The organism is Mycolicibacterium nivoides, from assembly GCF_003855255.1.
GTDB classification, from domain to species: domain Bacteria; phylum Actinomycetota; class Actinomycetes; order Mycobacteriales; family Mycobacteriaceae; genus Mycobacterium; species Mycobacterium nivoides.
The window spans coordinates 3,360,010-3,386,027 of the sequence record NZ_CP034072.1; the positions used below are offsets into that span (position 1 = coordinate 3,360,010).

Here is a 26,018-nt window from a genome sequence, read left to right on the forward strand (position 1 = left end):
GTCGGTACATACCGTCGAAGTGAGGGGGACCACAAACGAAGGGAACGTCAACGGTGACAACTTCGGTCAGACCCGGCGGAGGCTCGACCAACGCAGGGCGACGGGACGCATTTTCCGAGCGCCTGCTCAAGGGTTCGGTTCGCAAGTCCTACGCACCTGTGGTCGACATCGACTGGCACGCGCCGCTGGATCCGGACAAGTTCTTCCTTCCGCCGAAGATCGTGTCGTTGTACGGAACCCCGTTGTGGGACAGCATGTCCCGCGAGGAGCAGATCGAGCTGTCGCGCCAGGAGCTGGCCAACACCCTCTCCGCGGGCATCTGGTTCGAGAACATCCTCAACCAGGCGCTGCTGCGCAAGATGATGCACCAGGACCCCACCTCGAATTCCACGCACTACGAACTCACCGAACTCGGCGACGAGACCCGCCACATGGTGATGTTCGGCAAGGCCATCGACAAGATCGGCGCCAAGCCGGTGCGGCCACGGCTCTACCAGCGCATGATCATCAACTCGTTGCCGTTCTTCTTCCGCGGCTCGGTGCTGTGGGTGGCCGCGTTGGTCGGCGAGGAGATCTTCGATTCGCTTCAGCGGCAGATGATGGACGACCCCGAGTTGCAGCCAATGGTGCAGCGCCTCATGCGCATTCATGTCACCGAGGAGGCCCGCCACATCCAGTTCGCCCGTGACGGCCTGCGCCAGCGCACTCCGTCGATGCGCTGGTACAAGCGGGTGTGGGTGGCCAACCTCAACGGTGTCGGCGGGTTCTTCTTCCGCTACCTGTTCTCCAACAAGATCCAGTACGCGCGCGTCGGCCTGAATGCCCGCGCCGCGCGACGGATCGCCAGGGCCAGCGCCCACCGCCGCGAGGTGCAGATCTCCGGATTCGCCCCGTTGGCCGCGTTCCTCGAAGAGGTCGGCCTGATGGGCCGGATCGCACGCCGCATGTGGCGGCGCTCCGGTTTCCTGCCGGCCAAGACCCCACCACGCCTTACCGCGGTCCCCGGTTCCGCCCCGGGTACCGACGCCGGCATCACCGAAGAGGTCTACGACGGATTCGCGGTTCTCGACACCGGTGACGGCGACCGCCGGGTCCACGTGCGGCTGGCCGGTCACCTGGATCCGATCGACGGCAAGTACCACTGGCGCGGAACCATTCTCGACGCGCCGAGCACCATCGCGGCCGGGCCGGTACGGCTGAGCATCGGCACCCGCACCGTCGACGCCCGCATCACCGAACGCACCTCACAAGGCACCCACTCGGTCTCCGGGATCGGTGAACCGCCCTTTGAGTTGGACTCCGCCGACGCGCCCGAAGTCAGCGCCGCCGGGTAACCAGCGAACGGCCGAGCAATCCGGCCGCGAAGACCGCCCCACCGATCCCGGAGATCAACAGCGGAAGTTGGCCGGGCTGACCTGGAACAGCAGTCCAGAGCAGCCCGGCCCATATCCCGGCACCCAGCACGGCGAACCCACTGAGCCCCTGGAAGACTCCCTGCGCACTGCCTTGCAGGTCGGACCCGACCAGTGAGGACACCCAGGCCTTGCCGACCCCATCGGTGCAACCCGTGAACAGGCCGTAGGACCCGATCAGCAGCCAGGCGAGCAACGGATCGGTGGTCAACCCCAGGCCGGCGTAGCCGATCGCGAAGAACACCAGGCCGATACCGAACACCGGCAGCCGGCCGATCCGGTCGGCCAGCAACCCGGCCGGGAAACTGGAAATGGCGTACACCGCGTTGTAGGTGACGTAGGCCAGGATCACCTCGACGACCGAGAACCCGATCTCGTTGAGCCGCAACAACAACAGCGCATCGGGGAAATTCAGCAGACCGAATGCCACCAGCACGGCAGTCACCCGCCAGTACCGCCCGGGTAGGTCGCGCACCCGGGCGAACACCGGCTGACGCGCTTTGACCGGCCGGGTACGACGTTTCTCGGCGACCAGGAACACCAGCGCGACACTGAGCACCGCGGGCACCACCGCAACCCACAACAGCGGCGCGATCTGGTGGTCGAGCAGTTCATAGCCGGCCAAACCCAACAACGGGCCGACGACCGCACCCAAAGTGTCCATGGCACGGTGGAATCCGAAGACCCGACCGCGGGCGGCGTCGTCGATGTCGGCGACCAGCAGGGCATCGCGAGGCGCACCGCGGATGCCCTTGCCGAGCCGGTCGACCACGCGGCCCGCGAGCACGCCCGACCACGCCCCGGCGGCTGCCACCATGACCTTGCCCAGGGCCGCCATGCCGTAGCCCGTGGCGATCAAGGGTCGCTTGGAGAACCGGTCGCCGAGTGGGCCCGCAGCCAGCTTGGTCATCGCCGCCGCGCCCTCGGCGGCCCCTTCCACCGCGCCGACCACCGCGGGCGGAGCACCCAGCACGGCGGTCAGATAGATCGGCAGCAGCGGATAGAGAAGTTCGCTCGCGGCGTCCTGCAAGAAGGACACCGCCGACAGCACCCGGACGTTGCGCGTCAGCCAGGTGGGCATGCGGTCATCATGCCTGCCCGATCAGCCACGCAGAACTAGAACACGTTCTAGTGTGTACGGCATGCGGTTCACCTATGCCGAAGCCATGACCGATCCCACCTACTACATCCCGCTGGCCCAGGCGGCCGAGGCGGCCGGCTACCACGCCATGACGATCGCCGACAGCGTCGCCTACCCGTTTGAGTCCGACTCGAAATACCCCTACACCCCTGACGGCAACCGTGAGTTCCTGGAGGGCAAGGCATTCGTCGAAGCCTTCGTGATGGCCTCGGCCCTGTGTGCGGTCACCACCACGCTCAAGTTCAACTTCTTCGTGCTCAAGCTGCCGATCCGTCCGCCCGCCCTGGTGGCCAAGCAGGTCGGCTCGCTCAACGCGCTCTTCGACAACCGGCTGGGGCTCGGGGTCGGCACCAGCCCGTGGCCGGAGGACTACGAATTGATGGGTGTGCCGTTCGCGCGCCGCGGCAAGCGGATGGACGAGTGCATCGACATCATCCGCGGCCTGACCAGCGGTGACTACTTCGAATACCACGGCGAGTTCTACGACATCCCCAAGACCAAGATGACCCCGGCACCGTCGGAGCCGGTCTCGATCCTCGTCGGCGGGCATGCCGAGGCCGCCCTGCGCCGCGCGGCCCGCAACGACGGGTGGATGCACGGCGGCGGCACCGACGACCTCGACGTCCTCCTCAAACGGCTCAACGAGATCCGGGCGGAGGAGGGTCAGACCGGGCCCTTCGAGATCCATGTGATCTCGGCCGACGCATACACCCCGGACGGCATCAAACGACTCGAGGACAAGGGCGTCACCGATGTGATCGTGGGCTTCCGCCTGCCCTACATCATGGGCGACGATCCCGAGCCGCTGGACCGCAAGATCCGCCACCTGGAGAAGTTCGCCGAGAACGTCATCGCCAAGGTCTAGGGCGCGCGGATTCGCTGCGGGGATCTCCTGCGCCGTTTTCTACGCCTGGGTCGTGCCCGGCGCCATCCGACGACCCAGGCGTAGAAAACGGCGATCCCGAAATACGGTTTGAGGGAACACGCCGCAGCCCGTTAGCGTTGCACCCGCCGTTCTCGCCCAATGCTGCCCGAGAGCCAAGTCCGGCCACCCCGGAACAACTCAGAACACTCGGAAAGCCTGCGAATGACGACCTCGATCGAACGACCGCGTGCCGTTGTCGCGCCCGACCCCACGGTGCGCTCCCTCGCGGTACTCGCCCTCGCCCTCGGCGGCTTCGGCATCGGCACCACCGAATTCGTCGCGATGGGGCTGCTGCCCGACATCGCGACGGGCTTCGGCATCAGCGAGCCTACCGCGGGCCACGTCATCTCCGCCTACGCGCTGGGTGTCGTGATCGGCGCGCCCGTCATCGCCGCGCTCACCGCGCGGTGGCCCCGCAAGGCCCTGCTGCTCACGCTGATGGCGGTCTTCACCCTCGGCAACGTGGCCAGCATGCTGGCGCCGACCTACCCGACCCTGGTCATCGCCCGGTTCGTCGCCGGCCTGCCGCACGGCGCGTTCTTCGGGATCGCCGCGCTGGCCGCTGCCCATCTGATGGGTCCGCAGAACCGGGCCAAGGCGGTGGCCTATGTGCTGTGCGGCCTGACCGTCGCGACCGTGCTGGGCGTGCCGCTGGCCTCCTGGCTCGGCCAGGCCTTCGGTTGGCGGAGTGCGTTCGGTCTGGTGGTGGGCGTCGGCCTGATCACGTTGGCCGCCCAGTGGCGGTGGCTGCCCAAGCAGCTGCGGTCCATGCACGTGACCAGCCCGCTGACAGAACTCGGTGCGCTGCGCCGGCCTCAGGTGTGGCTGGCTGTGCTGGTCGGCATGATCGGCTTCGGCGGCATGTTCGCGGTGTACACCTACATCAGCACCACGATGACCGATGTGACCGGCCTGCCCCGGTCGATGGTTCCCGTGGCGCTCATGGTGTTCGGCCTCGGCATGGTGGGCGGCAACCTGATCGGCGGCCGGCTGGCCGACACCTCGGTGATCCGCGCGCTGTACCTGTCCCTGGGGTCGCTGGCGGTGCTGCTGGCCGCGTTCTCGCTGGGGTCGCACAACCCGTGGACCGCGCTGCCGCTGCTGTTCGGCGTCGGCGTGGCCGGCTCGGCCGTCGGCCCGGCGTTGCAGACCCGGCTGATGGATGTCGCCCACGATGCGCAGACCCTGGCCGCCGCGCTCAACCACTCCGCCCTCAACATCGGCAATGCCACGGGCGCCTGGGTGGGCGGCCTGGTGATCGCGGCCGGTCTCGGCTACACCGCGCCGGCCGCGGCCGGCGCCCTGCTGGCCGTCGGCGGGCTGCTGGTCTTCACCGTGTCGGTGGCCTTAGAACGACGGACCGCCATCCGGCGATGACGGCGGGATGATGTGGACTGCGGCTTCCTCCGCTGAGGCCGCGCCACCGTCGATGCCGACGTCGGTCCCGAGCAGCTCAGCCTCTTCGTCCGCACCGAAGCCCGCATTGGGGGCCACCAGCCGACCCGAGCGCCGTTCTCCGACCTCGTCATCGCCGCCCTGCTCGTCGAGATAGTCGGGATCGTCGAGCTGCATCGCGGGGTCGGGCTCCTCCTCGGCCAGCAGCTCATCGAGGGTCTCGTGGTCACGCGGTTCCCGCCACCGATCAGGCGGCGAGTAGCCCTCGTCGAGCAAGTCGTCGACACCCCGATCGATGAGGGCGTCCTCCTGAGTCAACTGGTCGTCTTCATCGACGCTGTACCCGTCACTACTCATCTTTCAACGATGACACAGGTCGCGCCTACCTGAGCGCCGTCACCCCTGATGAATGTGGTGTGGGATCGCGTGGACAGCTCCGATGCCGAGCACAAGCCGCGCCTACGGATCACAGTCGAGGGGGCTGAAACTACTTCCTGAGAAATTCCGCATTTTCAGCTGAGAATTCTGGAATTTTCGAACCCGATTCCAAATTAAACGTTATAGGCAGCAACCGGAAGTAGTGGGACTCCCGGTGCGGCCTGCAACGGAGGGTTGGGAAATGAAGTCGTACACCATCGCCACATTAGCCGCGGGCGCGCTGGCCGCGGGAACGTTCCTCGGGGGCGTCGCCGCTGCCGCCCCGACCGGGCAGTCAGCGGAACAAACCGTGAAAAGCCTCCAGACCAGCGGCTATCACGTCATCGTCAATCGCACCGGCGCCGCACCACTGGCCAACTGCACCGTGCTCGGTGTGCGCCAGGGACAGACCATCGCCACCAACGACTCCAGGGGTGGCGGTTCGATCAATACCACCGTCATTTCAAAGACGGCATATGTCGACGTCGCTTGCTGAGTTGGGAATAAAACAGGTCCCGCATTTGTTGGAGTCGCCAAACCGGAAATAGCGGTTTGGTGAATACAGAGTGCCCACAATCGGCCGCACACTTTGTGCGGCCGATTGTTTTTCCGCCGAGGTCGCGAGAGAGCACGACTTGTCGGTGGGTCGGCGTACGGTACCGAACATGAGTTCGATATTGGCATCCGATAGGGATCTCGAGCGGACGATCGTCGGTGAAGCTCTCGATCACCTCAACGCCGCATGCAAAGAAATAGACGCGCTGTCGGTTCACGCCCTGACGCGGTCGGAGCTCCACGAGGTTCTGAGCCGGCTCGATGCCGGGGAGAAACGGCTGGCGACCGCGCAACAACGGCTGCTCGGACGGATGGTGGCCACCCAGACCGCGTCGCCGCCCCGGTTCGACCCGGCCGCCGTGCTGGCCAGGAGGCTGCGGATTTCGCCGGCCGAGGCGAGGAAACGGATCGCGGCCGCCGGCCAAACGTCCGACTGAGGTGCACACGGAAGTTCGGCAGCTGTCGCAGCGGGTACTCCACTTGCCGTGGCATTCGACCTCACCCCCACCGCGGCACAGCATGACCTCGCGCGACGGACGCACGAGTTCGCCGAACAGATCGTCCGGCCAGTCGCCGCCGAGTACGACCAGCGGCAGGAGTTTCCCTGGCCGGTGCTCGAAGAAGCGGCCATCCAGGGCTTCTACAGCCCGCTGTTCTATCGCGACCTGATCGGTGACCCCACGGGACTGTCCCTTCCGATGTTCATGGAGGAGCTGTTCTGGGGCTGCGCCGGGATCGGGCTGGCCATTGTCATGCCGGCACTTGCGCTGTCGGCCATCGGTCAGGCGGCCTCACCGGAACAGATGCTGCGGTGGGCTCCTGAATGCTTCGGCACCCCGGGGGACCTCAAGCTGGCGGCATTGGCGATCTCAGAACCCGAGGGCGGCAGCGATGTGCGCAACCTGCGCACCTACGCCGTCCGCAGTGGACCCGGAGCAGACGCGGACTGGATCATCAACGGCCACAAGATGTGGATCGGCAACGGCGGCATAGCCAATGTGCACGTGGTCAACGCAGTCGTCGACAAGGAGCTCGGCCACAAGGGACAGGCGTTGTTCATCGTCGAGGGCGGCACGCCGGGGCTGGAAATGGTGCGCAAACTCGACAAGCTCGGCTGCCGGGCCTCACACACCGCCGAGCTCAGGTTCGACAGTGTCCGCGTTCCTGCCGAAAACCTGCTCGGGGGTCAGGACAAACTCGAGCACAAGCTGGCCCGGGCCCGCGAAGTCGTCGCAGGCGCCCAGAATTCCGGCTCGGCCACGCTGGGGACGTTCGAACAGACCCGGCCCATGGTGGCTGCACAGGCCCTCGGAATCGCGAGGGCCGCACTGGAATATGTCACCGAATATGCGAACCGCCGGATTGCCTTCGGCGCACCCATCATCGACAACCAGGGCATCGCGTTTCCACTCGCCGACCTGGCTACACAGATCGACGCCGCCCGGCTGCTCACGTGGCGCGCGTCCTGGATGGCCGCCTCCGGGGTGCCGTTCGACCGCGGCGAGGGCTCGATGTCGAAGCTGGCCGCCAGCGAGGTCGCAGTCCGCACCACCGAGCAGGCCATCCAGACGATGGGTGGCTGGGGCTACGTCACGGATCATCCCGTCGAGAAGTGGTACCGGGATGCCAAGCTGTACACGATCTTCGAGGGCACCAGCGAGATCCAGCGCATCGTCATCGCACACGCTCTCGGCGCCGCCGACGGAAAGCCTCCGCTGCATGTCGACCTGGAACCGTCGGGCGGGCCGTTGAACCGGTGGTTCGGTCGCGGCACGCCGCTGCGCACCCGGGCGGCCGGCGCCGCACTGTCCGCGAAGGACCACGTACCCGAGCCCCTCATGCGCCTGGCGATGAAGGCCTTACGGCCGCCCCGCAGGTGAAGGCGGGCCAGATAGATTCCACGTCCATGACCGTCACCGTCGACGAGATCGAAGTCGCTGACCCACCAGACGCCTGGACGCGAGCGGGGTTCAGTGTTGATGCCAGCGGACACGCCGGTCCGGTCTGTCGGATCGGTGGCGTTCGCATTCGGCTCGTCGGGGGCGACCGCGGCACCGGCATCATCGGGTGGTCGTTGCGCGGCCTGCCGCCGCAGGGGTCGGTTGATGACCTCGACGGCATCCCCACCGTGCGGTCCACCACGGCCGCCGCAGAGCCGGCCACCCATCCGAACGGCGCCACCGCAATCGACCACGTCGTGCTGCTGTCCCCTGACCTCGGGCGCACGGTCTCATCGCTGGCCGCCATCGGCGTGGCCCCGCGCCGGGAACGTGATGCTGAACTCGGCGGGCGACGGGTCCGCCAGATCTTCTTCCGGTTCGGGGAGGTGATCCTCGAGGTCGTCGGTTCGCCGGACACGGCAAGCGACGGTCCCTCGAGGCTCTGGGGAATCACGTACGTCGTGAACGACATCGACGCGAGCGCCGCGTTCTTCGGCGACCACACCACTCCTGTCAAAGACGCCGTACAGCCGGGCCGCCGGATCACCACGGTCCGGCACAAGGACTTCGGAATGTCGGTCCGGACGGCGGTGATCTCGGCTACTCGTGATCGTTGACGTGTGTCGGGCCGCCGACCATCGCGCGCCGTTGCCTATCCTCAGCGCATGACCGACGCCGGACACCTGAGCAACGACGTCGTCGTCGTCCACACTGACGGCGGGTGCCGGCCGAACCCCGGTCCGGGCGGCTGGGGCGCGGTGCTGCGCCACCGCGAGCACGTGCGCGAGATGTACGGCGGGGAGCCCGGGACCACGAGCAACAACCGGATGGAGCTGATGGCGCCCATCATGGCGCTAGAGGCACTCACCAGGCGTGTGGTGGTGCACCTGCACACCGACAGCACCTATGTCCGCAACGGCATCACCAAATGGGTACTCGGCTGGGAACGCAACGGCTGGCTGACCGCCGCGAAGCAGCCGGTGAAGAACGTCGACCTCTGGCAGCGGCTGCAGGCCGCCTGCGCGCAGCACGAGGTCGAGTGGTTCTGGGTGAAAGGCCATTCGGGTGTCGCCGACAACGAACTGGCCGACGAGCTCGCGACCCGGGGAATGCAGGAGGCGATCGCCGCAGCGAGTCTCGGGGTCTAGTCAGCTGTCCAGGAATTGGATTGCGGCAGAGACGAATTCACGGTGGTACTGGAAGATCGCCCCGTGGCCCGAATTGGGGTAGATGCACAGTTGTGAACCCGCGATCCGTCGGTGCATGTCATCGGAGAGCGCAGTTGGGACCATGCGGTCGTTGTCGCCGTTGGCGATGAAGGTCGGCTGGGTGACAGCCGACAGGTCGGCAGGCGCGGAGCGCCCCCATCGCTTGATGGCCTTGAGTTGGGTTCGGAAGGCCTTCACGGTGATCTTCGCATCCCGGTCCAGGGTGCGCTCGTCGAGACGTTCGATGAACGCGCGGGCTGCGCGCTTGCCGGCGCCGTCGCGCTTGAAGAACAGGAATTCCTTCGGGTCCTTGCGGGTGAAGGTGGCACGCAGGATGTCGTAATAGGTTGTCCCGACGACCTTGTCGATGTCCGCTCCACCCGCCGGTCCCGTCCCGGTCAGGATCAGTCTGCGCACCAGGTCAGGATGTTCTATCACCAGCGCCTGGGCGATCATCCCGCCGAGGGAAAAGCCGAGGATGTCGACTGTGCTGAAACCGAGCGCGGTGATGAAGGCGAATGCATCGTCTGCCATCGATTCGATGGTGTCAGGGACCGCGCCGGTGGAAGCTCCGACGCCGCGGTTGTCGAATGCGATGACATGGTGCCGTTCGGCGATCGGGTCGACGACGCGAGGATCCCAGTTATCCAGCGTGGCGGCGAGGTGGACGAGGAAGACGACGGGAATTCCGCCCCTGGGCCCGAGTTCGCGGTAGGCGTACGTAACGCCGCCCGCGGTGACGGTGCGCCCCGGGGCATGCGAATAGGACGTGATCGCTTCGTTGTGCCGACTGCTATTGGCGTTCATGGCATCTCCTGAGTTCTTGGTAAGCGATTAGTTGGCCAGGAATTGCAGCGCGTCGGCCACGAACGCCTGGTGATGCTGAAACACTCCGCCGTGCCCGGAGTTCGGGTAGATCTTCAGCTGCGCGTCGGGCAGCCGACGTGCCATGTCGGCTGAGTGGCCGCTGTCCACCATGAGGTCGTTATCCCCGTTGGCGACCAGGACGGGGTGGGTGATGATGGAGAGGTCGTCGGGGGCGCTCTTCCCGGCGTGCCGGATCGCCCTGATCTGAGCGATGCCGGCGCGCAGGGAGATTCGCTTGTCGCGGTTCTGTGTCCGCTCCCTGAGCCGGCCCAGGTACTGCGCGGCGGCATGCTTACCCTCGGGGGTACGGGGAAAGAACAAGAAGTTCCTGGGGTCGCTGCGAGTGAGCGCCGCTTTGAGGTAGGCGCCCGCGACGATGGTGGCCATCTTGTCGATGCCACCGGCGCCGCGCGGCCCGGTGCCGGCCAGGATCATGCGGCGAACGAGCTCAGGCGCCTGCAGTGCCACCATCTGGGCAACGCCACCGCCGAGTGAGAATCCGAACAGATCAACCTGCTGGAGGCCCAGCGCGCGGATGAAGTCGATCGCGTCGGCGCCCATCTGCTCCACGGTGGCGGGCACCGAGCCTCCGGTGGCGCCGACACCGCGATTGTCGAACGCGATGACCCGGTGCTGAGCGGCGATGCCGTCGATGATGCGCGGATCCCAATCGTCGAGGACCGCGGTCAGGTGATGCAGGAACACCACCGGAATGTCTGAGCCGCCGCCCAGGTCGCGATAGGCGAACGTCGCACCGTCGATGTCGATGGTGCGGTTCGGTGCGTCTTTCCAGGAGATCATTGCGGCGCCTTTCACGGTCTTGGTGCGTTCATGGAGCGAGGCCGGACCTCAACGTCCAAACGATCTTACGATCATAATATTATGACCGTAAGATATAATGCTAGGATTCGCAAGAACGAGCTTCGAGACCGGGAGGTGGCCATGGCGCGATCCGCCGCGGAACGCAAGGCCGAGACTCGACGTCGGATCATCGAGACCGCGAGCGAGCGCTTCAAACAGGACGGCATCGACGGGTCTGGGATCGCCACGCTGATGTCCGATGCTGGGCTGACCAATGGCGCGTTCTACGCGCACTTTTCGTCGAAGGGGGACCTGGTCGCCAATGTCGTGGCCGACCAGCTACGGGCGCAACGCGACAGCCTGAGTTCATTACCCTCCGGGCGAGACGCGCTGGAAGCGTTCGTGCGCGAGTACCTCTCGCCGCATCATCGCGACCATCCGGGCACCGGCTGCCCCAACGCCGCCCTACTCGATGAGATCGGCCGTTGCGATGACGCTGTGCGTGATGCCTACACCGAGGGGATGCAGTCGATCGTCGATGTCATCGCCGCACACTTGTCTCCACACCGGCCCTCCACCGCGCGCACCACGGCCGTGGGGTTGTTCACTGTTCTCGTCGCCACCTTGCAACTCGCACGCGCCGTCTCCGACCGGAAACTGTCCGACGACATCCTCACCTCCGGAATCTTCAACGCACAACTGCTCCTCGACTGCAAGCCTGAAGGGAAATGACCACATGAAGGCATTCGTCGTCACCCGATACGGCAAGCACCATGTCCACGCCACCGAAGTACCCCAGCCGATGATCGGCACCAGGGACGTACTGGTCCGGGTGAGCGCAGCCAGCGTCAACCCGCTGGACGTCATGGTCCGAAACGGAGAGTTCAAGCAGCTACTGAAATACCGGCCGCCCTTTGTGCTCGGCCACGATGTCGCCGGTGTGGTCATCGAGAAGGGCGCCGAGGTCCGCGGCTTCAGCATCGGCGACCAGGTGTATGCGCGTCCCCGCGACCTCCGGATCGGAACCTTCGCCGAGTACATCGCGATCGACCAGGATGACGTCGCGCTCAAGCCGACCGCCCTGTCCATGCCCGAGGCCGCCGCGGTTCCACTGGTCGCCTTGGCTGCCTGGCAGATCCTGGTCGAACGGGCACACATCAGGCCCGGCCAGAAAGTCCTCGTCCACGCCGGTGCCGGCGGCCTCGGGTCGACCGTCATCCAGCTCGCCAAGCATCTCGGTGCACACGTCGCGACCACGGCCAAGGGCGCCCGTGCGGAACTGGTCCGCGACCTCGGAGCCGACGTCGTCATCGACTACACCGCACAGGATTTCTCCCAGGTCCTCTCCGACTACGACCTGGTGGTGGACTCGGTCGGCGGTGAGAATCTGATGAAGTCGCTCACCGTGCTCAAACCCGGAGGCCGGGCGATCGGCGTCACCGGCCCACCCGACGCCGGATTCGCAAAACAACTCGGCGCACCCAAACCCTTCGAGTTCGTGCTGTCGTTCCTCAGCCGCAAGGTACGCAGAGCCGCCAGGAAACTCGGCGTGCGCTACTCGTTCTTCTTCATGCACGCCAGCGGAACACAGCTTCGAGAGCTTGCCGCCCTATACGAAGCGGGCCACTTGCGTCCGGTCATCGACTCCACCTTTCCCTTCGACCAGACACTTGAAGCACTCGCCTACGTCGAGAACGGCAAAGCCAAGGCAGGCAAAGTCGTCATCACGCTCGACCAACGAGCCTGATCGCGGCCGCCACCGCTACTCCCAGACCACGTCATCCGGCGTCTTGTCCGGCCGCAGACCGCGCCAGCTGGGCTGACGCAGCCGGTGGTCAGTGGTGCGCTCGCTGTAGCGGACCTCCCCCACGAGCTCGGGCCGCACGAACGTGACCCCCTTCGCGTCGAGCTTCGGCAACGGTTTGTCGAACGGTGACTCGTCGGTGTGCAGCGGGGCCAGCATGCCTTTGAGCTTGGTCAGTTCCTTGTCGGTGAACCCGGTGCCGACGCGCCCGGCGAACTGCAGGCCGTCGGGGCCGGGCACGCCGAGCAGCAGCGCGCCGATGCCACTGCTGCGCCCGCCCTCTCCCTGACGCCAGCCGCCGATCACCGCTTCCTGCGTGTTCCAGATCTTGTCCTTGATCCAGGAGGCCGACCGCCGGCCCGGCTGATACGTCGAGTCCCGCTTCTTGGCCACTACCCCTTCGAACCGGTGCTCACGGGCATGGTCCATGGCCTCCGGACCGTCGCCGGGCAGCGGCTCGGGAACGATCAGCCCGCCGCCGGCGGCCAACGCCTCCAACAGCTTTCGCCGGTCGGTGTACTTGGCGCGCAGCAAGGAGCGGCCGTCGAGCCACAGGATGTCGAAGGCCCAGAACTCGACCCGCGTGGAACGGGCTCGGTTCTGCATCTCGCCGAAGCTGGGCACCCCGGAGTCGTCGAGTGCCACCACCTCGCCGTCCAGCACCACGTGGTGGTCGGCGAGATCGGCGGCCACCGCCTGCAATTGCGGGTACTCGGCAGTGACATCACGTCCGCGGCGTGAACGCAGTTGCAGTCGACCATGATCGGCCTCGACCAGCAGCCGGTATCCGTCCCATTTGCCCTCGAACGCCCATTGCGTGGCCTTGAGTTTCGCGACGGACCCCTCGGTGGCGAGCATCGGCGCGAAGTCCTTGGGTTCTGGCGTGGCCGACTTCTGGTCCTTCATCCGGTGCGCCAGCCAGTTCTTGCCCTCGGTCTGGATCAGCGCATAGCGGCCGGATATTCGCTCACCGTGCAGGGTGACGATCACTTCCCCGCCCTTGTCCGGGCCGTCGGGCGGCTTGTCTCTGAACTTCTCGGTCTCGTACGTGCCGGTGTCCCAGACGATCACCTTGCCGCCGCCGTATTCGCCTTTCGGGATCTCACCTTCGAACGTCAAATACTCCATCGGGTGGTCCTCGGTATGCACCGCAAGGTGATTCACCGATGTGGTCTCGGGCAGATTCTTCGGCACGGCCCAACTGACCAGCACGCCGTCACGTTCCAACCGGAAGTCGTAATGTAGCCGGCGGGCATGGTGTTCCTGGATCACGAATGTGTCGTTGTTTCCGGTCTGTGGAGCCTTCTTCGGGACCGGCTCCGGTGTCTTGGCCGCGTCGCGCATGCTGCGGTAGGTGGTGAGCTTGTCGACCCGGGGTGCATCCTCGTCCAATCCGGCCAGCAGGTCGCCGTCATCGGAAACCCGTTGCAGCACTTCGTCGAATCGCAGGTGACGCAGATCCGGGTCGCCGATCTCGTCCCACGTGCGGGGTGCGGCGACGGTAGGGTACTCCCGCCCGCGCAGTGAGTACGGAGCGATCGTGGTCTTGGCCCCGCTGTTCTGGCTCCAGTCCAGGAAGATCTTCTGGGCACGGACGCTGCGGGTCATGGTGGCGGTGACCAGTGTGGGCATCGACTGTTCGAGTTGTTGGGCCACCCGCTTGGCCAGCACCGAGGCACCGCGGGAGCTGATCGGCTCGGCCAGAGGCACATACAGGTGCAGGCCCTTGCTACCGCTGGTCAGCGGATACGTCGTCAGCCCGATGTCACCCATCAAGTCGCGCACCGCCTGGGCCACCTCGCACAACTGCGGCATGGTGACCCCCTCGCCCGGATCGAGGTCGAACACGATGCGGGTGGCCGGGCCCTGACTCCCGTCGGAGCCGAACCGCCATTGCGGCACATGCACTTCGAGTGCTGCCTGCTGCGCGATCCAGGCCAGACCCTCACGGGTGTTGATGATCGGGTAGGTGGTGGTGCCCGACTTGTGCGCAATAGTCCCGCGCTCGAGCCAGCCCGGAGCCGAAGACGCCAGCTGCTTTTCGAAGAACGACGCCTCCGCGACCCCGTTGGGCCAACGCTTTCGGGTCACCGGGCGCCCGGCCATGTGCGGAAGCATCACCTCGGCGATGCTCAGGTAATAGTCGAACACCTCGGCTTTGGTCGTGCCGGTGGCGGGATAGAGCACCTTGTCCGGATTCGTCAGCCGAACCCGCTCATAGCGCTCCATGACGCCCCTCCATGACGCAAACGTATACCCACATCGCCGAGCTCTGAGATCAATGGGGCGTCGGGCCATACCCAAGTTGATCCCAACTGGATAGCGAACAAGCCACGACGAGGGAATTCAGTTCGTTTTGCTGCGGACGTCGAGCCCAACAACACCTTCCGCCGCTATGGGGCCCAGCCACCGCATAGCAGCGGTTTACGGTCGCGGTGTTGACCCTAGGGGCCGATGTAGTGGAGGTCGACTTCAGCGATATCCACCTGCCGACCAGGGCGTTGTCCTGACCTTAGTCGACCTTCGAAAAATCATAATTCGCAACCCGCCTACCAGCGCAAATGCCTCGGCATGCATACCAACCTTGTTGCGAAATCAATATCTTTCCGGCGATAATTTTTCATGGCTAAATTCCAATACCAAATAACGAATACCAATTAGTGAACATTGCCGCCGAAACGGGTTCAAAATGTGCGCGGAATTTCTGCGGAAGTAAGTTATGTTTTCTCCGCTCTACCGCGACGAGGCACCCCGGCCACGTCGTTACCCTCACCTATTGGAGAGAACTATGCGATCGAATACGACCACGCTCCTTCGCGCCGGTGCAGTCACTCCGGTGGCCCTCGCCGCCGCCCTTTGTTTCGCCGGGACAGCGAATGCAGCTGTCAACGTGAACTGGAGTTGCAAGGGCACGATTAACGGTGTCGGCCAAACGTCCAGTATGACCACCTCGGTCACCGGCGCCGCACCAAGTTCAGTGACCGCGGGTTCTCCCGTGGCCATTACTCTTACACCGGGGTCGTCTACGGTTCCGTCGACAGTATTGACCATTTTTACGGTCACGGATATCAAAGACCTGAAGATGATCATCCCGGTCCCGGCAAACTCGACATACGTCTCTGCCAGCGCATCCGGCGGAAGCTACCCCGGCCCGGCAGCCTCAACGGCCCTGGTGGGCAGCAATGTCGTACTTACCGTTCCCGGGCCAATCCCCGGTGGCTCCACCTTCACCCCGCCTGCGGTCACCGTCAACGTGACGGCCACCAATCCAGGCTCGGTTATCAGCAAGTATGCCGGCACCAGCTATACCGACCCCGGCATGACCATGACCACCGACGTGGCGGGGATCGGCGCCATCGCCACCGCGTGCTATCCGAATCCCTCTCCGACGCTCACCAGCACAACCGTCACCTAGCCCGCAGGCCAGACAGATCGCTGGACGGCACCGGACAAGCGGCGGTTCTGGTCGGACACCGATCGGTCTGGAGTGAGCTTCGCGAGCTGCTGAAGTCGCAGCCGTGGATGGCCCTCGATCGGGCTGAATATTCAGCCCGATCGAGGGCCATTCCTATTTCCAGTCACCATCTCAGATATCGGTGTGGCTATCCGAATCCGAAATTCTCCCCCGCTTACACATGGCTTCATCCCCTGGGGCATCCAGCCTGCTGGGGACGACGTTTCAACACCACTATTGGCGCAATACCTCTGCAGTGGTTTAGAAGAGTAACAAAGCGAAATGATGCCATGGATACTGCTCGATTCGATGTTCCCCAGACCCGCGACAACCCAAACTCATCACGCATCGAATGCCAACGCCGAGATCTTCGCGTAAAGAGCAGAGCTCCGCAGGCGTTAATTGTCCGAAATCACCGCGCCAGCGGGAGCCGACCACGCGAGAGCGCGGTTCGCGGCAAACAGCAACCTCGATACACGAATCGCACGTGAGCTTGGCACTCCGTCACCATCGAATCAGCCAGCCACATTGAAGCTCAGTCGCATTACCAGAGGGTGTTGCCGGCCACGGTGGAGGCAAAGTTCGCCGCCGACAGTTTTAAACGAATGTGTCAATAATAACGACAGAAGCCGCTCGCCCGTCGGTATGATCAGGCCCGCCACTGGGGAGGCCGAATCGAAGAGTCGGCAAAGGCAGCCTGACCCCGCATCACCAAACGGGGCCAAGCCGGGTTTGGGAGGTCTAGCGTTCGATGACAACCGAACTCCGCCGGATGGCTGTAGTCCTGCAGAGGACACTGGAGTCCTTTCACGGATCCGCCAACGATCTGGCGCGTGAATTAGTGCGAGTGCTCGGCGTCAATCAGACGGATCGACGAGCCCTAGAACTCATTCTTCTCGCGGAGGAGAAGGCCACGACACCGGGATTTTTGGCCGAGCAGCTGGGCCTCACTGCCGCAGGCACAACGATAGTGCTGAATCGACTCGAGAAACTGGGCTACGTCAGCCGATCGCTGCATCCGACCGATCGGCGCCGAGTAATCGTGTTGGGCACAGAGCTTGCTGCTCGCCGTATCTCGGAATTGTTCTCCCCGTTGCTCAATCAGGGCGGCAAGATGTTGTTGAGCTGTTACAACGCCCCGGAGATTGCTCTTATCGTCGACTACCTCACCCGTGCGGACGAACTACAGCAAGCGCATTTGAACCGGATGCGTGGATTGGACCCCTTCCCTCAATAAGAGTCACCGCTGATGTTCAGAGCTGCAAACGGCACGGTCGGCACCTCGGGACAGTCATCGTCGTCACCGGCGAGCGGTCATGTATGGCGGCATCACAAACCGTAGTCCTGGATGAAGTGCCGGTTCGGTTACTGCAATGCCCTCTACTTTGCCCCTGATGATCGTTGGCACCACCATGTGGCGCAACAACTCCGGCTACTCGAGGTGCGCTATCAACTCGGCGAAGTTTCGATAGGCCTGTCGGACACCTGAGTACAACGCGTTCATCCGAGCCAAACGTATACCCACATCGAAGACACGGGCCCCACCGACATGTGAGCATGTGCAGATGGCGCTGAACCGTGTGCACAGTTTGCTCCCGCGATTGGCCGTGGCCGTATTGATGCCCGCGGCGGCCGTTTTCACCGGTCCGGTTCCTGCGGCATCGGCCGACCCCTGCTCGGACATCGAAGTGGTGTTCGCCCGCGGCACCGGCGAGCCCCCCGGGATCGGCCGGGTGGGCCAGGCGATGGTCGACCGGCTCGTGCCCCAGGTCGCACCACGCAGCGTCGGCGTGTATGCGGTCAACTACCCGGCGGGGCTCAACTTCCTGACGACCGCGGACGCCGCGAACGACGCGGCCGGACATATCGCCTGGCTGGCCGACCAGTGTCCCGACACCCGGGTGGTGCTGGGCGGGTTCTCGCAAGGTGCGGCGGCGATGTCGATGCTGGCGGGCGTACCGCCGATCGGTGACCGCATCGGCACGATCGGTTCGGCTCCCGCGTTGCCGCCCTACAGCGCCGACCGGGTGGCCGCGGTCGCGGTGTTCGGCAATCCCGGCAACAGATTCGGCACGCCGCTGTCGAGCACCGGGCAATTCGCCGGGCGGGCCATCGATCTGTGCAGCCCCGGCGATCCGATCTGCGTCGAGGGCGGACGTGTCCGTGCGGCGCACAGCGCATACGAGCTTCCGCCGTATCCCGATCAGGCGGCGGGCTTCATCGCCGGACGGCTCTAGCCGAACCCACCTACCATGGAGCCATGAGCCGAGCCCTGGTCATCGGCGAGGCGTTGATCGACGTCGTCGAGAGCGACGGCAGGATCAGCGGCGAATACGTCGGCGGCAGCCCACTCAACGTCGCTGTGGGGCTGAGCCGATTGGGCCGCGGCGTCGACTTTCTCACCCACATCGCCAATGACGACCGCGGCAAGCGCATCGTCGAGTACGTGGAACGTTCTGGGGTACAGCTGGTTTCGGGTAGCACCAGCGCCAGCCGGACCCCGACCGCCTTCGCCACCCTGGACGCCGCCGGATCGGCCCACTATCGCTTCGACATCGACTGGCAGCTGACCGGCACGCCCGAGGTGGCGACCCCGCTGCTGGTCCACACCGGCTCCATCGCCACCGTGCTGGAACCGGGGTGTCGTGCCACCGCCGCGCTGCTGGACGCCTACCGCATGTCGGCGACCATCAGCTTCGATCCAAATGTCCGGCCGGACGTGATCCAAGACGACGACATCGCCCGCGGGCGCGTCGACCGGCTCATCGAACGCGCCGACATCGTCAAAGCCTCCGAGGACGATCTGCGCTGGCTGGACCCCCGGCACTCCCCCGAGCAGATCGCACGGGCCTGGCTGGAAGTCGGCCCGTCGATCGTCGCGGTCACCTCGGGTGAGCGCGGCGCGTTCGCGGTGTGCCGGGCCGGATCGGTGTCGGTTCCGGCCCGGGCGGTCCAGGTTGTGGACACCGTCGGGGCCGGCGACGCCTTTATGACGGGCCTGCTCGACGCGTTGTGGTCGCTGGGACTGCTCGGCGCCGACCGCCGTCGTGACCTGTCCCGGATCGGCACCGAAGCCCTCGAAGACATCCTGACGTCGGCGGCGCTTTCCGCGTCGATGACAGTCGCTCGACCCGGCGCCGACCTGCCGGATCGTGCGGCACGAGACGCCGCAGCGCAGCCCTGAGCGTCGTCACGGCCGCCCGATCGCGCCCGCGATGAGCTCGGCCACCGTGTCGGCCTGAGTTTCGGGCAGGCGCGCGTACCCACACACCAGACCCCGCGCGCCGGGCGCACCCGCGAAATACGCGGACAGCGGCGCGACGGTGACACCCCGCTCACCGAGCGTGGCCGCGATCGCGGTGTCATCGATCCCTTCGTCCAGCCGCAACACCATGTGCAGACCCGCCTCGACACCCTCCAGTCGGAGGCCCGCACACCGGCGCCCGAGCGCAGCGACCAGCGCCGACCGCCGCGCCGAGTACGTGCGTGCCGCCCTCGCGAGGTGTCGAGTCAGTGCACCCGACTCGATGAACCGGGCCAGCGCGAAAGTGGTCACTCCACAGACTGATTCACCACTGCGCTCCAGTGTGTCGGCGACGGACTCCCGCAGCCCCGGCGGCGGCAGCAGCCAGGCCACCCGCAGCGCGGGGGTGAGGACCTTCGAAGCAGTCCCGATATAGACCACGCAGTCGCGCCCGCCGTCGATACCGCGCAACGCCGGCAGTGCAGACACGTCATACCGGAACTCACCGTCGTAGTCGTCCTCGATGAGCAGTCCGCCGGTCCGGATCGCCCACTGCACCAGGCGGGCACGACGAGGCACGGGAAGCCGCGCCCCGAGCGGATACTGATGCGCCGGAGTGCAATACACGGCCGAATCGGAATCGCGCAGCGAGCCCGGATCGAGTCCGTCGCCATCGACAGCCACCGCGCGCGTTCGGGCACCGGACATCTCGAACGCCCGGCGCGCCTCGTCGTAGCCCGGTTCCTCGAACGCGATATCCCGTCCGGTCAGCCCGGCCGCCGCGGTGACGGTGCGCAGTGCCGACGCGACGCCGGGAACGATGACCAGTTCTCCCGGGTCGGCGAGGATGCCACGGGTACGACGCAGATGACCGGCCAGGGCACGACGGAGCTCAGCATGCCCATCGGGGGCCGCCGCGGTGGCGGGCACGGGCGCGGCCGCGGCGGCTCGCCAGGCACGCCGCCAGTCGGTGGTCGAGATCAGTCCGGGATCAGGGTGCCCGGGGGTGAGATCCCACGCGGGCTGCTGTTGACGGGGAGCGAGCGGGGCAACCGTCGTGGCGCCACCCGCGGCGACGTGTGAGGCTGCACCTGCGTGGGCCGCGACGTCGGCGCCCGCGGCGATCCGGGTACCCGATCCGAGCCGAGCGGTGGTATAGCCGGCCGCGGCGAGCTCGTCGTAGGCGTCGACCACGGACGAACGGGCCACCCCGAGGTCGGCGGCCAGGCTGCGTGTCGACGGCAGCGCGTCGCCGGGACCGAGCCGGCCCCGCCGGATCTGCTCGATGACGGCCGCAGCGATGCGCTGCCGCAGCGGCGACTCATCCTCGGGGAGCTGCAACGCCAAGTGGAGCTCGGGTGCATGACGCGCCATGCCACCACAATAGTGGTCTGGACTTCTTATCCAGTTCTGGATCTTTCAAGCATGCCGGAATGCCCGCAGAATTCCTTCCGTGACGCAGATCAGGAGAGAACGCGAGCTCGCCCGCACCGACCGGCCCGACCTCGACTCGGTGCTCGACGCCGCCGCCGTGGGCACGCTCGCGACAGTGGTGGACGGACAACCGTGGGTCGTGCCCATGCTCTATGCCCGCGACGGCGACCGGGTCATCCTGCACGGGTCGACGGGCGCGGGTGCGCTGCGGCATGTGGCGGCCGGGGCGCCCGCCGCGTTCTGCGTCACGCTTCTCGACGGAATCGTCGTGGCGGACACGCTTTTCGACTCCACAGCCAACTACCGGTCGGCCGTCGTACGCGGGCACCTGACCGTCATCGACCCGGCTGACGCGGCGTACGCACTGGATCTGATGAGCGACTCGCTGATCCCCGGCCGCAGTTCTGAGGTGCGGTCCAGTACGAAGAGAGAGCTCGCCGCGACACTCGCGATCGCGCTGCCGATCACGCCCGACGGCTGGACGGTCAAGGTGCGCGACGCACCGCCGGCGCCGCCGGACGACGCCGCCGACTCCGGCGGATGGGCCGGCGTGGTGCCTCTTCGGACCGTGGCCGGCGACCCGATTCCGGCGCCGTGGGTGGGTGCGGACGTCGACGCACCCGAGTCCGTACATCGCCTGGTCAACGGCACCTGACCCGACGCACCGATCCGGCGGTTCTTCGCGCAGCCGCCGATATCAAGCCATACTGGGCAAATGCGATCCATCTGGAAGGGTTCGATCGCCTTCGGCCTGGTGAACGTGCCGGTCAAGGTCTACAGCGCCACCGAGGACCACGACATCAAGTTCCATCAGGTCCACGCAAAGGACAACGGGCGCATCCGCTACAAGCGCGTCTGCGAAGTGTGTGGCGAGGTGGTCGAGTTCCGCGACATCAACAAGGCGTTCGAATCCGACGACGGGCAGATGGTGGTGATCACCGATGAGGACATCGCCACCCTGCCCGAAGAACGCAGCCGCGAGATCGAGGTCGTCGAGTTCATCCCGGCCGATCAGCTCGACCCGTTGATGTATGACAAGAGCTATTTCCTGGAGCCCGACTCCAAATCGTCGAAGTCCTACGTGCTGCTGGCCAAGACGCTCGCCGAGACCGATCGGGTTGCCATCGTGCACTTCTCGCTGCGTAACAAGACGCGGCTGGCCGCATTGCGGGTCAAGGACTTCAGCAAGCGCAACGTCATGGTGATCCACACCCTGCTGTGGCCCGACGAGATCCGCGATCCCGATTTCCCCGTGCTGGACAAGGAAGTCGAGATCAAGCCGGCCGAGTTGAAGATGGCCGGTCAGGTTGTGGAATCGATGACCGACGACTTCAAACCGGACCAGTTCCGCGACGACTACCAGGAACAGCTGCAGGAGCTGGTCCAGGCCAAACTTGAAGGCGGAGAAGCCTTCTCGGTCGAGGAACAACCGACCGAGCTCGACGAGACCGAGGACGTGTCCGACCTGCTGGCCAAACTCGAGGCCAGCGTGAAGGCGCGCGGCGGCGCGGCGAAAGAACCGGCCAAGAAAGCCCCCGCAAAGAAGGCTCCGGCCAAAAAGGCTCCCGCCAAGAAAGCAGCGGCCAAGAAGTAGCTCAGCGGCGGCAGTCCAGATCCACGTACACCGTCGTGTACTGCAGATTCTGCCCGGGGTTGAACGACGTGATACTTGCCGCACCGGTCGGTATCTGCGGTCCGGTGACCGAGCGTCCCTGGCGGACGGCGCTCACCGTGCAGTCGTCGATGGCTTTGGTGCCCACCTTGCTCAAGATCACCCGGTAGCCCTGGCTTTCGAGGTCACTGATGGTTTGGCTCGCCGTCGACTCGGTGGGCGCGGCGGCAGCGGGCGCGGCAAGCGCCGTCCCCAGCCCGCACAGCCCGACACCGGCGACACACACGCTTCTCAAGTTCCGTTTCACTGGGTTCAGCCCGTCCTCTCGGTTTCGGTGAAGTGGGCTAAACCTAAAACGCCGAATTCCGTTGTCGGACAATCTCATACCGAATCCACACCGGTTAACACGCAGCGAACTCCGCCGAAATACGGCGTTAACATGAGCGCTCTCGGAGCGCCGTCAGGCACGTACGTCGACGCGCAAGACCTCGTGTTCGTCCAGGATCCGGCGCAATGCCGCATCCATGGGATGAGCGGACTCGAGGTCGCGACTGCACCGACGATCGACCGCGACCACCGTGCCCAGGCTCAGCGGTGTGAGCTCCACCTGATCGACGAACGCGTCGAACATCGTGTGCGGTGTCGCCAGGTAATAGAGGCCATGACGGGCGTCGGCGAAGCGCGCGCCGTACATCAGGCCGCACTGGGTGATGACGAACAATTCCGACGCCGGGTGCACATGATGGCCGGGGTGACCCAACTCCTCCTCGCCCCACACCTCCGCCGCCAGACGAGCCTGGGCCAACCGGTCCTGCAGGTCGTCGGTACAGGCGAGCAGGCGGTGGATGAGAGTGCCCGCCGCCGACGGGTACTGATCGATCGCGTCGATCGCGGGTTTGAAATACCGCGCGAAAACGTCGCCGAAGAAGTCGTGTCGCTGCTGGGTCATCGCGGCTCCCCACCTTGAACTGACCCCTCCAGTGTGCGCCCGCCACCGCCGCGATGGGGGGCCTTTGTCGCGTTGGGTCAGATGCGCAACGTCGTGCGCACAATCGGCCCCGCAGACCGCCACCGCATAGTGCCCGCACAACTCGTACTGGCGTTCCCCGGCTTCCAGGGCGATTCCGATCCGCGCCCACGAGCGCGACAAGACGACTAGAACGTGTTTCAGAAACGCGCCACGACCACCCACTGACCCTGCTAGCGTGGCGCCGGACAAGGGAACGGAGCGCACGTGATTCTGGACAGATTCCGACTCGACGACAAGGTGGCCATCGTCACCGGAGCAGGCCGTGGACTGGGCGCGGCAATGGCGCTCGCGTTCGCCGAAGCCGGTGCGGACGTGCTCATCGCGGCACGTACCCAGGCCCAACTCGACGAGGTGGCAGACCAGATCGCCGAGACGGGGCGCAGGGCGCACGTTGTCGTCGCCGACCTCGCCCACCCCGAGGCAACCGCGGAACTCGCAGCCACCGCGGTCGAGGCGTTCGGGAAACTAGACATCGTCGTCAACAACGTCGGCGGCACCATGCCCGCGCCGCTGTTGAACACGTCCACCCAGGATCTGCGCAACGCGTTCACTTTCAACGTGTCGACCGCGCACGCGCTCACGTGTGCGGCGGTGCCGCTGATGCTCGAACACTCCGGCGGCGGCAGCATCATCAACATCACCTCCACGGTGGGACGCCTGGCCGGTCGCGGATTCGCCGCCTACGGCACCGCGAAAGCCGCCCTCGCGCACTACACCCGACTGTCCGCACTGGACTTGAGCCCCCGCATCCGCGTCAACGCCATCGCGCCCGGTTCGATCCTCACCTCTGCCCTCGACATCGTCGCCTCCAACGACGCGCTGCGGGACCCGATGGAGAAGGCCACCCCGCTGCGCCGCCTCGGCGATCCGGCCGACATCGCCGCCGCCGCCGTGTACCTGTCCTCCCCCGCGGGCAGCTACCTCACCGGCAAGGTGCTCGAGGTCGACGGCGGCCTGAACATGCCCAATCTCGACCTGCCCATCCCTGACCTCTGAGGAGAACAATGACCATTCGCGTAGCGGCGGTCGGTACTGGAAACGTCGGCAAGCATGCGCTCAAGCAGCTCGTCACCAATCCGGACTACGAACTCACCGGCGTATGGGTGTCCTCGTCGGCCAAAGCCGGCAAGGACGCCGGAGAGCTTGCCGGCCTTGATGTTTCGACGGGTGTTCTGGCCACGGACGACCTCGACGCAATCCTGGCCGCCAAGCCGGACTGCGTGGTCTACACCGCCCTTGCCGACAACCGGCTGCCCGAGGCCCTCGAGGACTACCGGCGCATCCTGGCGGCCGGCGTCAACGTGGTGGCCAGCTCCGCGGTGTTCCTGCAGTACCCGTGGCAGGTGCTGCCGGCCGAGCTGATCGAGCCCATCGAGACTGCGGCGCAAGAGGGATCTTCGAGCCTGTTCGTCAATGGCATCGACCCCGGTTTCGCGAATGATCTTCTGCCCCTCGCTCTTGCGGGCACCTGCCAGCAGATCGAGCAGATCCGGTGCATGGAGATCGTCGACTATGCGACCTACGACAGCGCGGCGGTGATGTTCGACGTGATGGGCTTCGGCAAGCCGATCGACGAAACTCCGATGCTGCTGCAACCCGGCGTACTGACTCTGGCCTGGGGTTCGGTGGTCCGTCAGCTGGCCGCCGGCCTGGGCATAGAACTCGACGAGGTCACCGAGGAGCACACCCGGGTGCCGGCGCCGGAGGACTTCGAAATCTCGGCCGGTCACATCCCCGCCGGCACCACTGCCGCATTGCGTTTCGAGGTGCGCGGCATGCGCGACGGCAAGGCCGCCGTGGTGCTGGAGCACGTGACGCGCCTGCGCGACGACCTGTGCCCCGAGTGGCCGCAGCCCGCGCAGGAGGGCGGCTCATACCGCGTCGTGGTGACCGGTGAGCCGTCCTATCACCTGGATCTGCGCCTGAGCAGCCCAAACGGCGATCACAACCACGCGGGTCTGGTCGCCACGGCAGCGCGGGTGGTGAACGCGATCCCGGCGGTGGTGGACGCCAAGCCGGGTATCCGGACCACTCTCGATCTGCCGTTGATCACCGGGCGTGGTCTGTACGCGGCCGGATAGACCGCCGCTGGAAGGAGCACCGCGATGAGAATTCGCCTCACCACGCTTAGCGGCTGCCTGATGGTTGGCGGTGCTTCCGCGGCGATCGCCCTGGCCCCACTGGCGTCGGCCGAACCCAGTGCCCCGAGCGAGCCTCGCCTGCTGCCGCAGTGCGAGGTGACCGGCGGCAGCTCGGTCGAGGGTGGACAGACCACCGAATGCGCAACCGAGGGCAATGCGCAGATCGACTCGACACCGCCGCAGCCGGGCTACGGGATGTTCCCCTGGGATGACGATTTTTTCGTGCTCTGACCAGCGCTGACGGCGCCATTCAGACGTAGACTTGCTCCAGGATCGGAGTAGGTCATGACGAACATCGTTCGGTACCTGGCTGCATTGCTGGCGGTGCCGTGTTTGGCGATTCTCACGGCCCCGGCCGGCTCGGCCGCACCGAAGTGCACCAACACCTCACCGAACACCACGCAATGCCAGACCAACGGCAGCACGCAGATCATCACGTCACCGCCCGCCATGAGGAATTACGGCCCCTGGTACGGCCCGATGTTCGGCTTCGGAGGCATTGGCATCGGTTGGTGACACCCCTTGTGACCGCCCCCGACGTGGCTTAACCAGAAGGTTTCGGCTACCCTAACTTTTCTATTCGCATACCCGGATAGAAGGTAGGGCTGTTGTTAGAGGACACCAAGGCGCGCACGACG

The 26,018-nt window shown here is 65.7% G+C and carries 28 protein-coding genes; 20 read left to right on the forward strand and 8 right to left on the reverse strand.

All coding sequences use genetic code 11. The features are described from left to right. Positions 1 to 53 precede the first annotated feature (53 nt). Complete coding sequence (locus EH231_RS16085) at positions 54 to 1,334, forward strand: diiron oxygenase (RefSeq protein WP_090427204.1); 1,281 nt, start codon at positions 54 to 56, stop codon at positions 1,332 to 1,334. On the opposite strand, the gene EH231_RS16090 is transcribed toward EH231_RS16085, so the two are convergent. Then, complete coding sequence (locus tag EH231_RS16090; RefSeq protein ID WP_090427202.1) at positions 1,318 to 2,493, reverse strand: MFS transporter; 1,176 nt, start codon at positions 2,491 to 2,493, stop codon at positions 1,318 to 1,320. The genes EH231_RS16085 and EH231_RS16090 overlap by 17 nt on opposite strands. 61 nt (positions 2,494 to 2,554) lie before the next feature. Here EH231_RS16090 and EH231_RS16095 point away from each other — a divergent pair, with 61 nt between their 5' ends. Both EH231_RS16095 and EH231_RS16100 read left to right on the forward strand, forming a co-directional pair. After that, entirely contained in the window at positions 2,555 to 3,418 is an 864-nt protein-coding gene (locus EH231_RS16095; protein WP_090428797.1) for an LLM class flavin-dependent oxidoreductase, read from the forward strand. A gap of 222 nt (positions 3,419 to 3,640) precedes the next feature. Then, positions 3,641 to 4,855 carry an MFS transporter gene (locus tag EH231_RS16100; RefSeq protein ID WP_090427199.1) on the forward strand — a complete coding sequence of 405 codons (1,215 nt, stop codon included), beginning with the start codon at positions 3,641 to 3,643 and terminating at the stop codon, positions 4,853 to 4,855. Here EH231_RS16100 and EH231_RS16105 read toward each other — a convergent pair. Beyond that, on the reverse strand, positions 4,826 to 5,230 hold the full coding sequence (locus EH231_RS16105) for a DUF5709 domain-containing protein (protein WP_090427197.1): 405 nt from the start codon (positions 5,228 to 5,230) through the stop codon (positions 4,826 to 4,828). The genes EH231_RS16100 and EH231_RS16105 overlap by 30 nt on opposite strands. A 262-nt stretch (positions 5,231 to 5,492) precedes the next feature. On the opposite strand from EH231_RS16105, the gene EH231_RS16110 reads away from it, so the two are divergent. From EH231_RS16110 to rnhA, 5 genes are all read left to right on the forward strand, one after another. Next, positions 5,493 to 5,786: a hypothetical protein gene (locus EH231_RS16110; protein WP_090427194.1), complete on the forward strand. Its 294-nt coding sequence runs from the start codon at positions 5,493 to 5,495 to the stop codon at positions 5,784 to 5,786. A gap of 169 nt (positions 5,787 to 5,955) precedes the next feature. Continuing rightward, the gene (locus EH231_RS16115) at positions 5,956 to 6,282 is read left to right on the forward strand and encodes a hypothetical protein (RefSeq protein ID WP_090427191.1); all 327 of its coding nucleotides are present in this window, start codon (positions 5,956 to 5,958) and stop codon (positions 6,280 to 6,282) included. A gap of 48 nt (positions 6,283 to 6,330) precedes the next feature. Beyond that, entirely contained in the window at positions 6,331 to 7,725 is a 1,395-nt protein-coding gene (locus tag EH231_RS16120; RefSeq protein ID WP_124712765.1) for an acyl-CoA dehydrogenase family protein, read from the forward strand. A gap of 26 nt (positions 7,726 to 7,751) precedes the next feature. Beyond that, positions 7,752 to 8,402 carry a VOC family protein gene (locus EH231_RS16125; RefSeq protein WP_090427185.1) on the forward strand — a complete coding sequence of 217 codons (651 nt, stop codon included), beginning with the start codon at positions 7,752 to 7,754 and terminating at the stop codon, positions 8,400 to 8,402. A gap of 66 nt (positions 8,403 to 8,468) precedes the next feature. Beyond that, positions 8,469 to 8,933, forward strand: coding sequence for a ribonuclease HI (rnhA, locus tag EH231_RS16130; protein WP_090428794.1), 465 nt, complete (start codon positions 8,469 to 8,471; stop codon positions 8,931 to 8,933). Here rnhA and EH231_RS16135 read toward each other — a convergent pair whose 3' ends face one another. Both EH231_RS16135 and EH231_RS16140 read right to left on the reverse strand, forming a co-directional pair. Then, the gene (locus tag EH231_RS16135; RefSeq protein WP_124712766.1) at positions 8,934 to 9,800 is read right to left on the reverse strand and encodes an alpha/beta fold hydrolase; all 867 of its coding nucleotides are present in this window, start codon (positions 9,798 to 9,800) and stop codon (positions 8,934 to 8,936) included. Positions 9,801 to 9,827: 27 nt separating this feature from the next. Further along, a complete protein-coding gene (locus EH231_RS16140; RefSeq protein WP_090427180.1) occupies positions 9,828 to 10,661 on the reverse strand; it encodes an alpha/beta fold hydrolase in 834 nt (277 codons plus the stop codon). A gap of 141 nt (positions 10,662 to 10,802) precedes the next feature. Here EH231_RS16140 and EH231_RS16145 point away from each other — a divergent pair, with 141 nt between their 5' ends. Together EH231_RS16145 and EH231_RS16150 are read left to right on the forward strand one after the other, a co-directional pair. Next, positions 10,803 to 11,393 carry a TetR/AcrR family transcriptional regulator gene (locus EH231_RS16145; RefSeq protein ID WP_090427177.1) on the forward strand — a complete coding sequence of 197 codons (591 nt, stop codon included), beginning with the start codon at positions 10,803 to 10,805 and terminating at the stop codon, positions 11,391 to 11,393. Between the two features lie 4 nt (positions 11,394 to 11,397). Further along, complete coding sequence (locus EH231_RS16150) at positions 11,398 to 12,408, forward strand: NADP-dependent oxidoreductase (protein WP_090427174.1); 1,011 nt, start codon at positions 11,398 to 11,400, stop codon at positions 12,406 to 12,408. A 15-nt stretch (positions 12,409 to 12,423) separates the two neighbouring features. On the opposite strand, the gene EH231_RS16155 is transcribed toward EH231_RS16150, so the two are convergent. Beyond that, positions 12,424 to 14,694: an ATP-dependent DNA ligase gene (locus EH231_RS16155; protein ID WP_124712767.1), complete on the reverse strand. Its 2,271-nt coding sequence runs from the start codon at positions 14,692 to 14,694 to the stop codon at positions 12,424 to 12,426. A gap of 607 nt (positions 14,695 to 15,301) precedes the next feature. Here EH231_RS16155 and EH231_RS34290 point away from each other — a divergent pair. The 4 genes from EH231_RS34290 (at position 15,302) to EH231_RS16175 (ending at position 19,103) form a co-directional block, all read left to right on the forward strand. Next, complete coding sequence (locus tag EH231_RS34290) at positions 15,302 to 15,880, forward strand: hypothetical protein (protein WP_124712768.1); 579 nt, start codon at positions 15,302 to 15,304, stop codon at positions 15,878 to 15,880. A 790-nt stretch (positions 15,881 to 16,670) separates the two neighbouring features. After that, the gene (locus EH231_RS16165) at positions 16,671 to 17,156 is read left to right on the forward strand and encodes a MarR family winged helix-turn-helix transcriptional regulator (RefSeq protein ID WP_124712769.1); all 486 of its coding nucleotides are present in this window, start codon (positions 16,671 to 16,673) and stop codon (positions 17,154 to 17,156) included. Positions 17,157 to 17,538: 382 nt separating this feature from the next. Beyond that, positions 17,539 to 18,156: a cutinase family protein gene (locus tag EH231_RS16170; protein WP_090428791.1), complete on the forward strand. Its 618-nt coding sequence runs from the start codon at positions 17,539 to 17,541 to the stop codon at positions 18,154 to 18,156. Between the two features lie 23 nt (positions 18,157 to 18,179). Then, complete coding sequence (locus EH231_RS16175; protein ID WP_090427161.1) at positions 18,180 to 19,103, forward strand: carbohydrate kinase family protein; 924 nt, start codon at positions 18,180 to 18,182, stop codon at positions 19,101 to 19,103. A gap of 6 nt (positions 19,104 to 19,109) precedes the next feature. On the opposite strand, the gene pdxR is transcribed toward EH231_RS16175, so the two are convergent. Continuing rightward, positions 19,110 to 20,537 carry a MocR-like pyridoxine biosynthesis transcription factor PdxR gene (gene pdxR, locus EH231_RS16180; protein ID WP_124712770.1) on the reverse strand — a complete coding sequence of 476 codons (1,428 nt, stop codon included), beginning with the start codon at positions 20,535 to 20,537 and terminating at the stop codon, positions 19,110 to 19,112. A 79-nt stretch (positions 20,538 to 20,616) separates the two neighbouring features. On the opposite strand from pdxR, the gene EH231_RS16185 reads away from it, so the two are divergent. Both EH231_RS16185 and ku read left to right on the forward strand, forming a co-directional pair. Further along, on the forward strand, positions 20,617 to 21,252 hold the full coding sequence (locus EH231_RS16185; RefSeq protein WP_090427155.1) for a pyridoxamine 5'-phosphate oxidase family protein: 636 nt from the start codon (positions 20,617 to 20,619) through the stop codon (positions 21,250 to 21,252). Between the two features lie 60 nt (positions 21,253 to 21,312). Then, positions 21,313 to 22,191, forward strand: coding sequence for a non-homologous end joining protein Ku (ku, locus tag EH231_RS16190; RefSeq protein WP_090427152.1), 879 nt, complete (start codon positions 21,313 to 21,315; stop codon positions 22,189 to 22,191). Between the two features lies 1 nt (position 22,192). Here the strand turns inward: ku and EH231_RS16195 are convergent, their stop codons facing one another. Together EH231_RS16195 and EH231_RS16200 are read right to left on the reverse strand one after the other, a co-directional pair. Beyond that, a complete protein-coding gene (locus EH231_RS16195) occupies positions 22,193 to 22,495 on the reverse strand; it encodes a hypothetical protein (RefSeq protein ID WP_234927263.1) in 303 nt (100 codons plus the stop codon). Positions 22,496 to 22,669: 174 nt separating this feature from the next. Then, positions 22,670 to 23,158: a glucose-6-phosphate dehydrogenase gene (locus EH231_RS16200; RefSeq protein ID WP_124712771.1), complete on the reverse strand. Its 489-nt coding sequence runs from the start codon at positions 23,156 to 23,158 to the stop codon at positions 22,670 to 22,672. Positions 23,159 to 23,443: 285 nt separating this feature from the next. On the opposite strand from EH231_RS16200, the gene EH231_RS16205 reads away from it, so the two are divergent. From EH231_RS16205 to EH231_RS16220, 4 genes are read left to right on the forward strand one after another with little or no spacing between them, the layout of a single operon-like run. Further along, a complete protein-coding gene (locus EH231_RS16205) occupies positions 23,444 to 24,235 on the forward strand; it encodes an SDR family oxidoreductase (protein ID WP_090427146.1) in 792 nt (263 codons plus the stop codon). A gap of 8 nt (positions 24,236 to 24,243) precedes the next feature. Continuing rightward, positions 24,244 to 25,320 carry an NAD(P)H-dependent amine dehydrogenase family protein gene (locus EH231_RS16210; protein WP_090427143.1) on the forward strand — a complete coding sequence of 359 codons (1,077 nt, stop codon included), beginning with the start codon at positions 24,244 to 24,246 and terminating at the stop codon, positions 25,318 to 25,320. Between the two features lie 24 nt (positions 25,321 to 25,344). Beyond that, on the forward strand, positions 25,345 to 25,611 hold the full coding sequence (locus EH231_RS16215; protein ID WP_090427141.1) for a hypothetical protein: 267 nt from the start codon (positions 25,345 to 25,347) through the stop codon (positions 25,609 to 25,611). Positions 25,612 to 25,665: 54 nt separating this feature from the next. Next, positions 25,666 to 25,896, forward strand: a complete 231-nt coding sequence (locus EH231_RS16220; RefSeq protein WP_164480915.1) for a hypothetical protein — start codon at positions 25,666 to 25,668, stop codon at positions 25,894 to 25,896. Positions 25,897 to 26,018: the final 122 nt, after the last annotated feature.

Coding starts and splice junctions, on each gene's coding strand:
- EH231_RS16200 (WP_124712771.1), bottom strand. CDS start 23,158: ATGACCCAGCAGCGACACGACTTCTTCGGCGACGTTTTCGCGCGGTAT.
- pdxR (WP_124712770.1), bottom strand. CDS start 20,537: ATGGCGCGTCATGCACCCGAGCTCCACTTGGCGTTGCAGCTCCCCGAG.
- EH231_RS16135 (WP_124712766.1), bottom strand. CDS start 9,800: ATGAACGCCAATAGCAGTCGGCACAACGAAGCGATCACGTCCTATTCG.
- EH231_RS16215 (WP_090427141.1), top strand. CDS start 25,345: ATGAGAATTCGCCTCACCACGCTTAGCGGCTGCCTGATGGTTGGCGGT.
- EH231_RS16115 (WP_090427191.1), top strand. CDS start 5,956: ATGAGTTCGATATTGGCATCCGATAGGGATCTCGAGCGGACGATCGTC.
- EH231_RS16125 (WP_090427185.1), top strand. CDS start 7,752: ATGACCGTCACCGTCGACGAGATCGAAGTCGCTGACCCACCAGACGCC.
- EH231_RS16210 (WP_090427143.1), top strand. CDS start 24,244: ATGACCATTCGCGTAGCGGCGGTCGGTACTGGAAACGTCGGCAAGCAT.
- EH231_RS16170 (WP_090428791.1), top strand. CDS start 17,539: ATGCCCGCGGCGGCCGTTTTCACCGGTCCGGTTCCTGCGGCATCGGCC.
- ku (WP_090427152.1), top strand. CDS start 21,313: ATGCGATCCATCTGGAAGGGTTCGATCGCCTTCGGCCTGGTGAACGTG.
- EH231_RS16220 (WP_164480915.1), top strand. CDS start 25,666: ATGACGAACATCGTTCGGTACCTGGCTGCATTGCTGGCGGTGCCGTGT.
- EH231_RS16090 (WP_090427202.1), bottom strand. CDS start 2,493: ATGCCCACCTGGCTGACGCGCAACGTCCGGGTGCTGTCGGCGGTGTCC.
- EH231_RS16155 (WP_124712767.1), bottom strand. CDS start 14,694: ATGGAGCGCTATGAGCGGGTTCGGCTGACGAATCCGGACAAGGTGCTC.
- EH231_RS16150 (WP_090427174.1), top strand. CDS start 11,398: ATGAAGGCATTCGTCGTCACCCGATACGGCAAGCACCATGTCCACGCC.
- EH231_RS16175 (WP_090427161.1), top strand. CDS start 18,180: ATGAGCCGAGCCCTGGTCATCGGCGAGGCGTTGATCGACGTCGTCGAG.
- EH231_RS16145 (WP_090427177.1), top strand. CDS start 10,803: ATGGCGCGATCCGCCGCGGAACGCAAGGCCGAGACTCGACGTCGGATC.
- EH231_RS16165 (WP_124712769.1), top strand. CDS start 16,671: ATGACAACCGAACTCCGCCGGATGGCTGTAGTCCTGCAGAGGACACTG.
- EH231_RS16100 (WP_090427199.1), top strand. CDS start 3,641: ATGACGACCTCGATCGAACGACCGCGTGCCGTTGTCGCGCCCGACCCC.
- EH231_RS16105 (WP_090427197.1), bottom strand. CDS start 5,230: ATGAGTAGTGACGGGTACAGCGTCGATGAAGACGACCAGTTGACTCAG.
- EH231_RS16095 (WP_090428797.1), top strand. CDS start 2,555: ATGCGGTTCACCTATGCCGAAGCCATGACCGATCCCACCTACTACATC.
- EH231_RS16140 (WP_090427180.1), bottom strand. CDS start 10,661: ATGATCTCCTGGAAAGACGCACCGAACCGCACCATCGACATCGACGGT.
- EH231_RS16110 (WP_090427194.1), top strand. CDS start 5,493: ATGAAGTCGTACACCATCGCCACATTAGCCGCGGGCGCGCTGGCCGCG.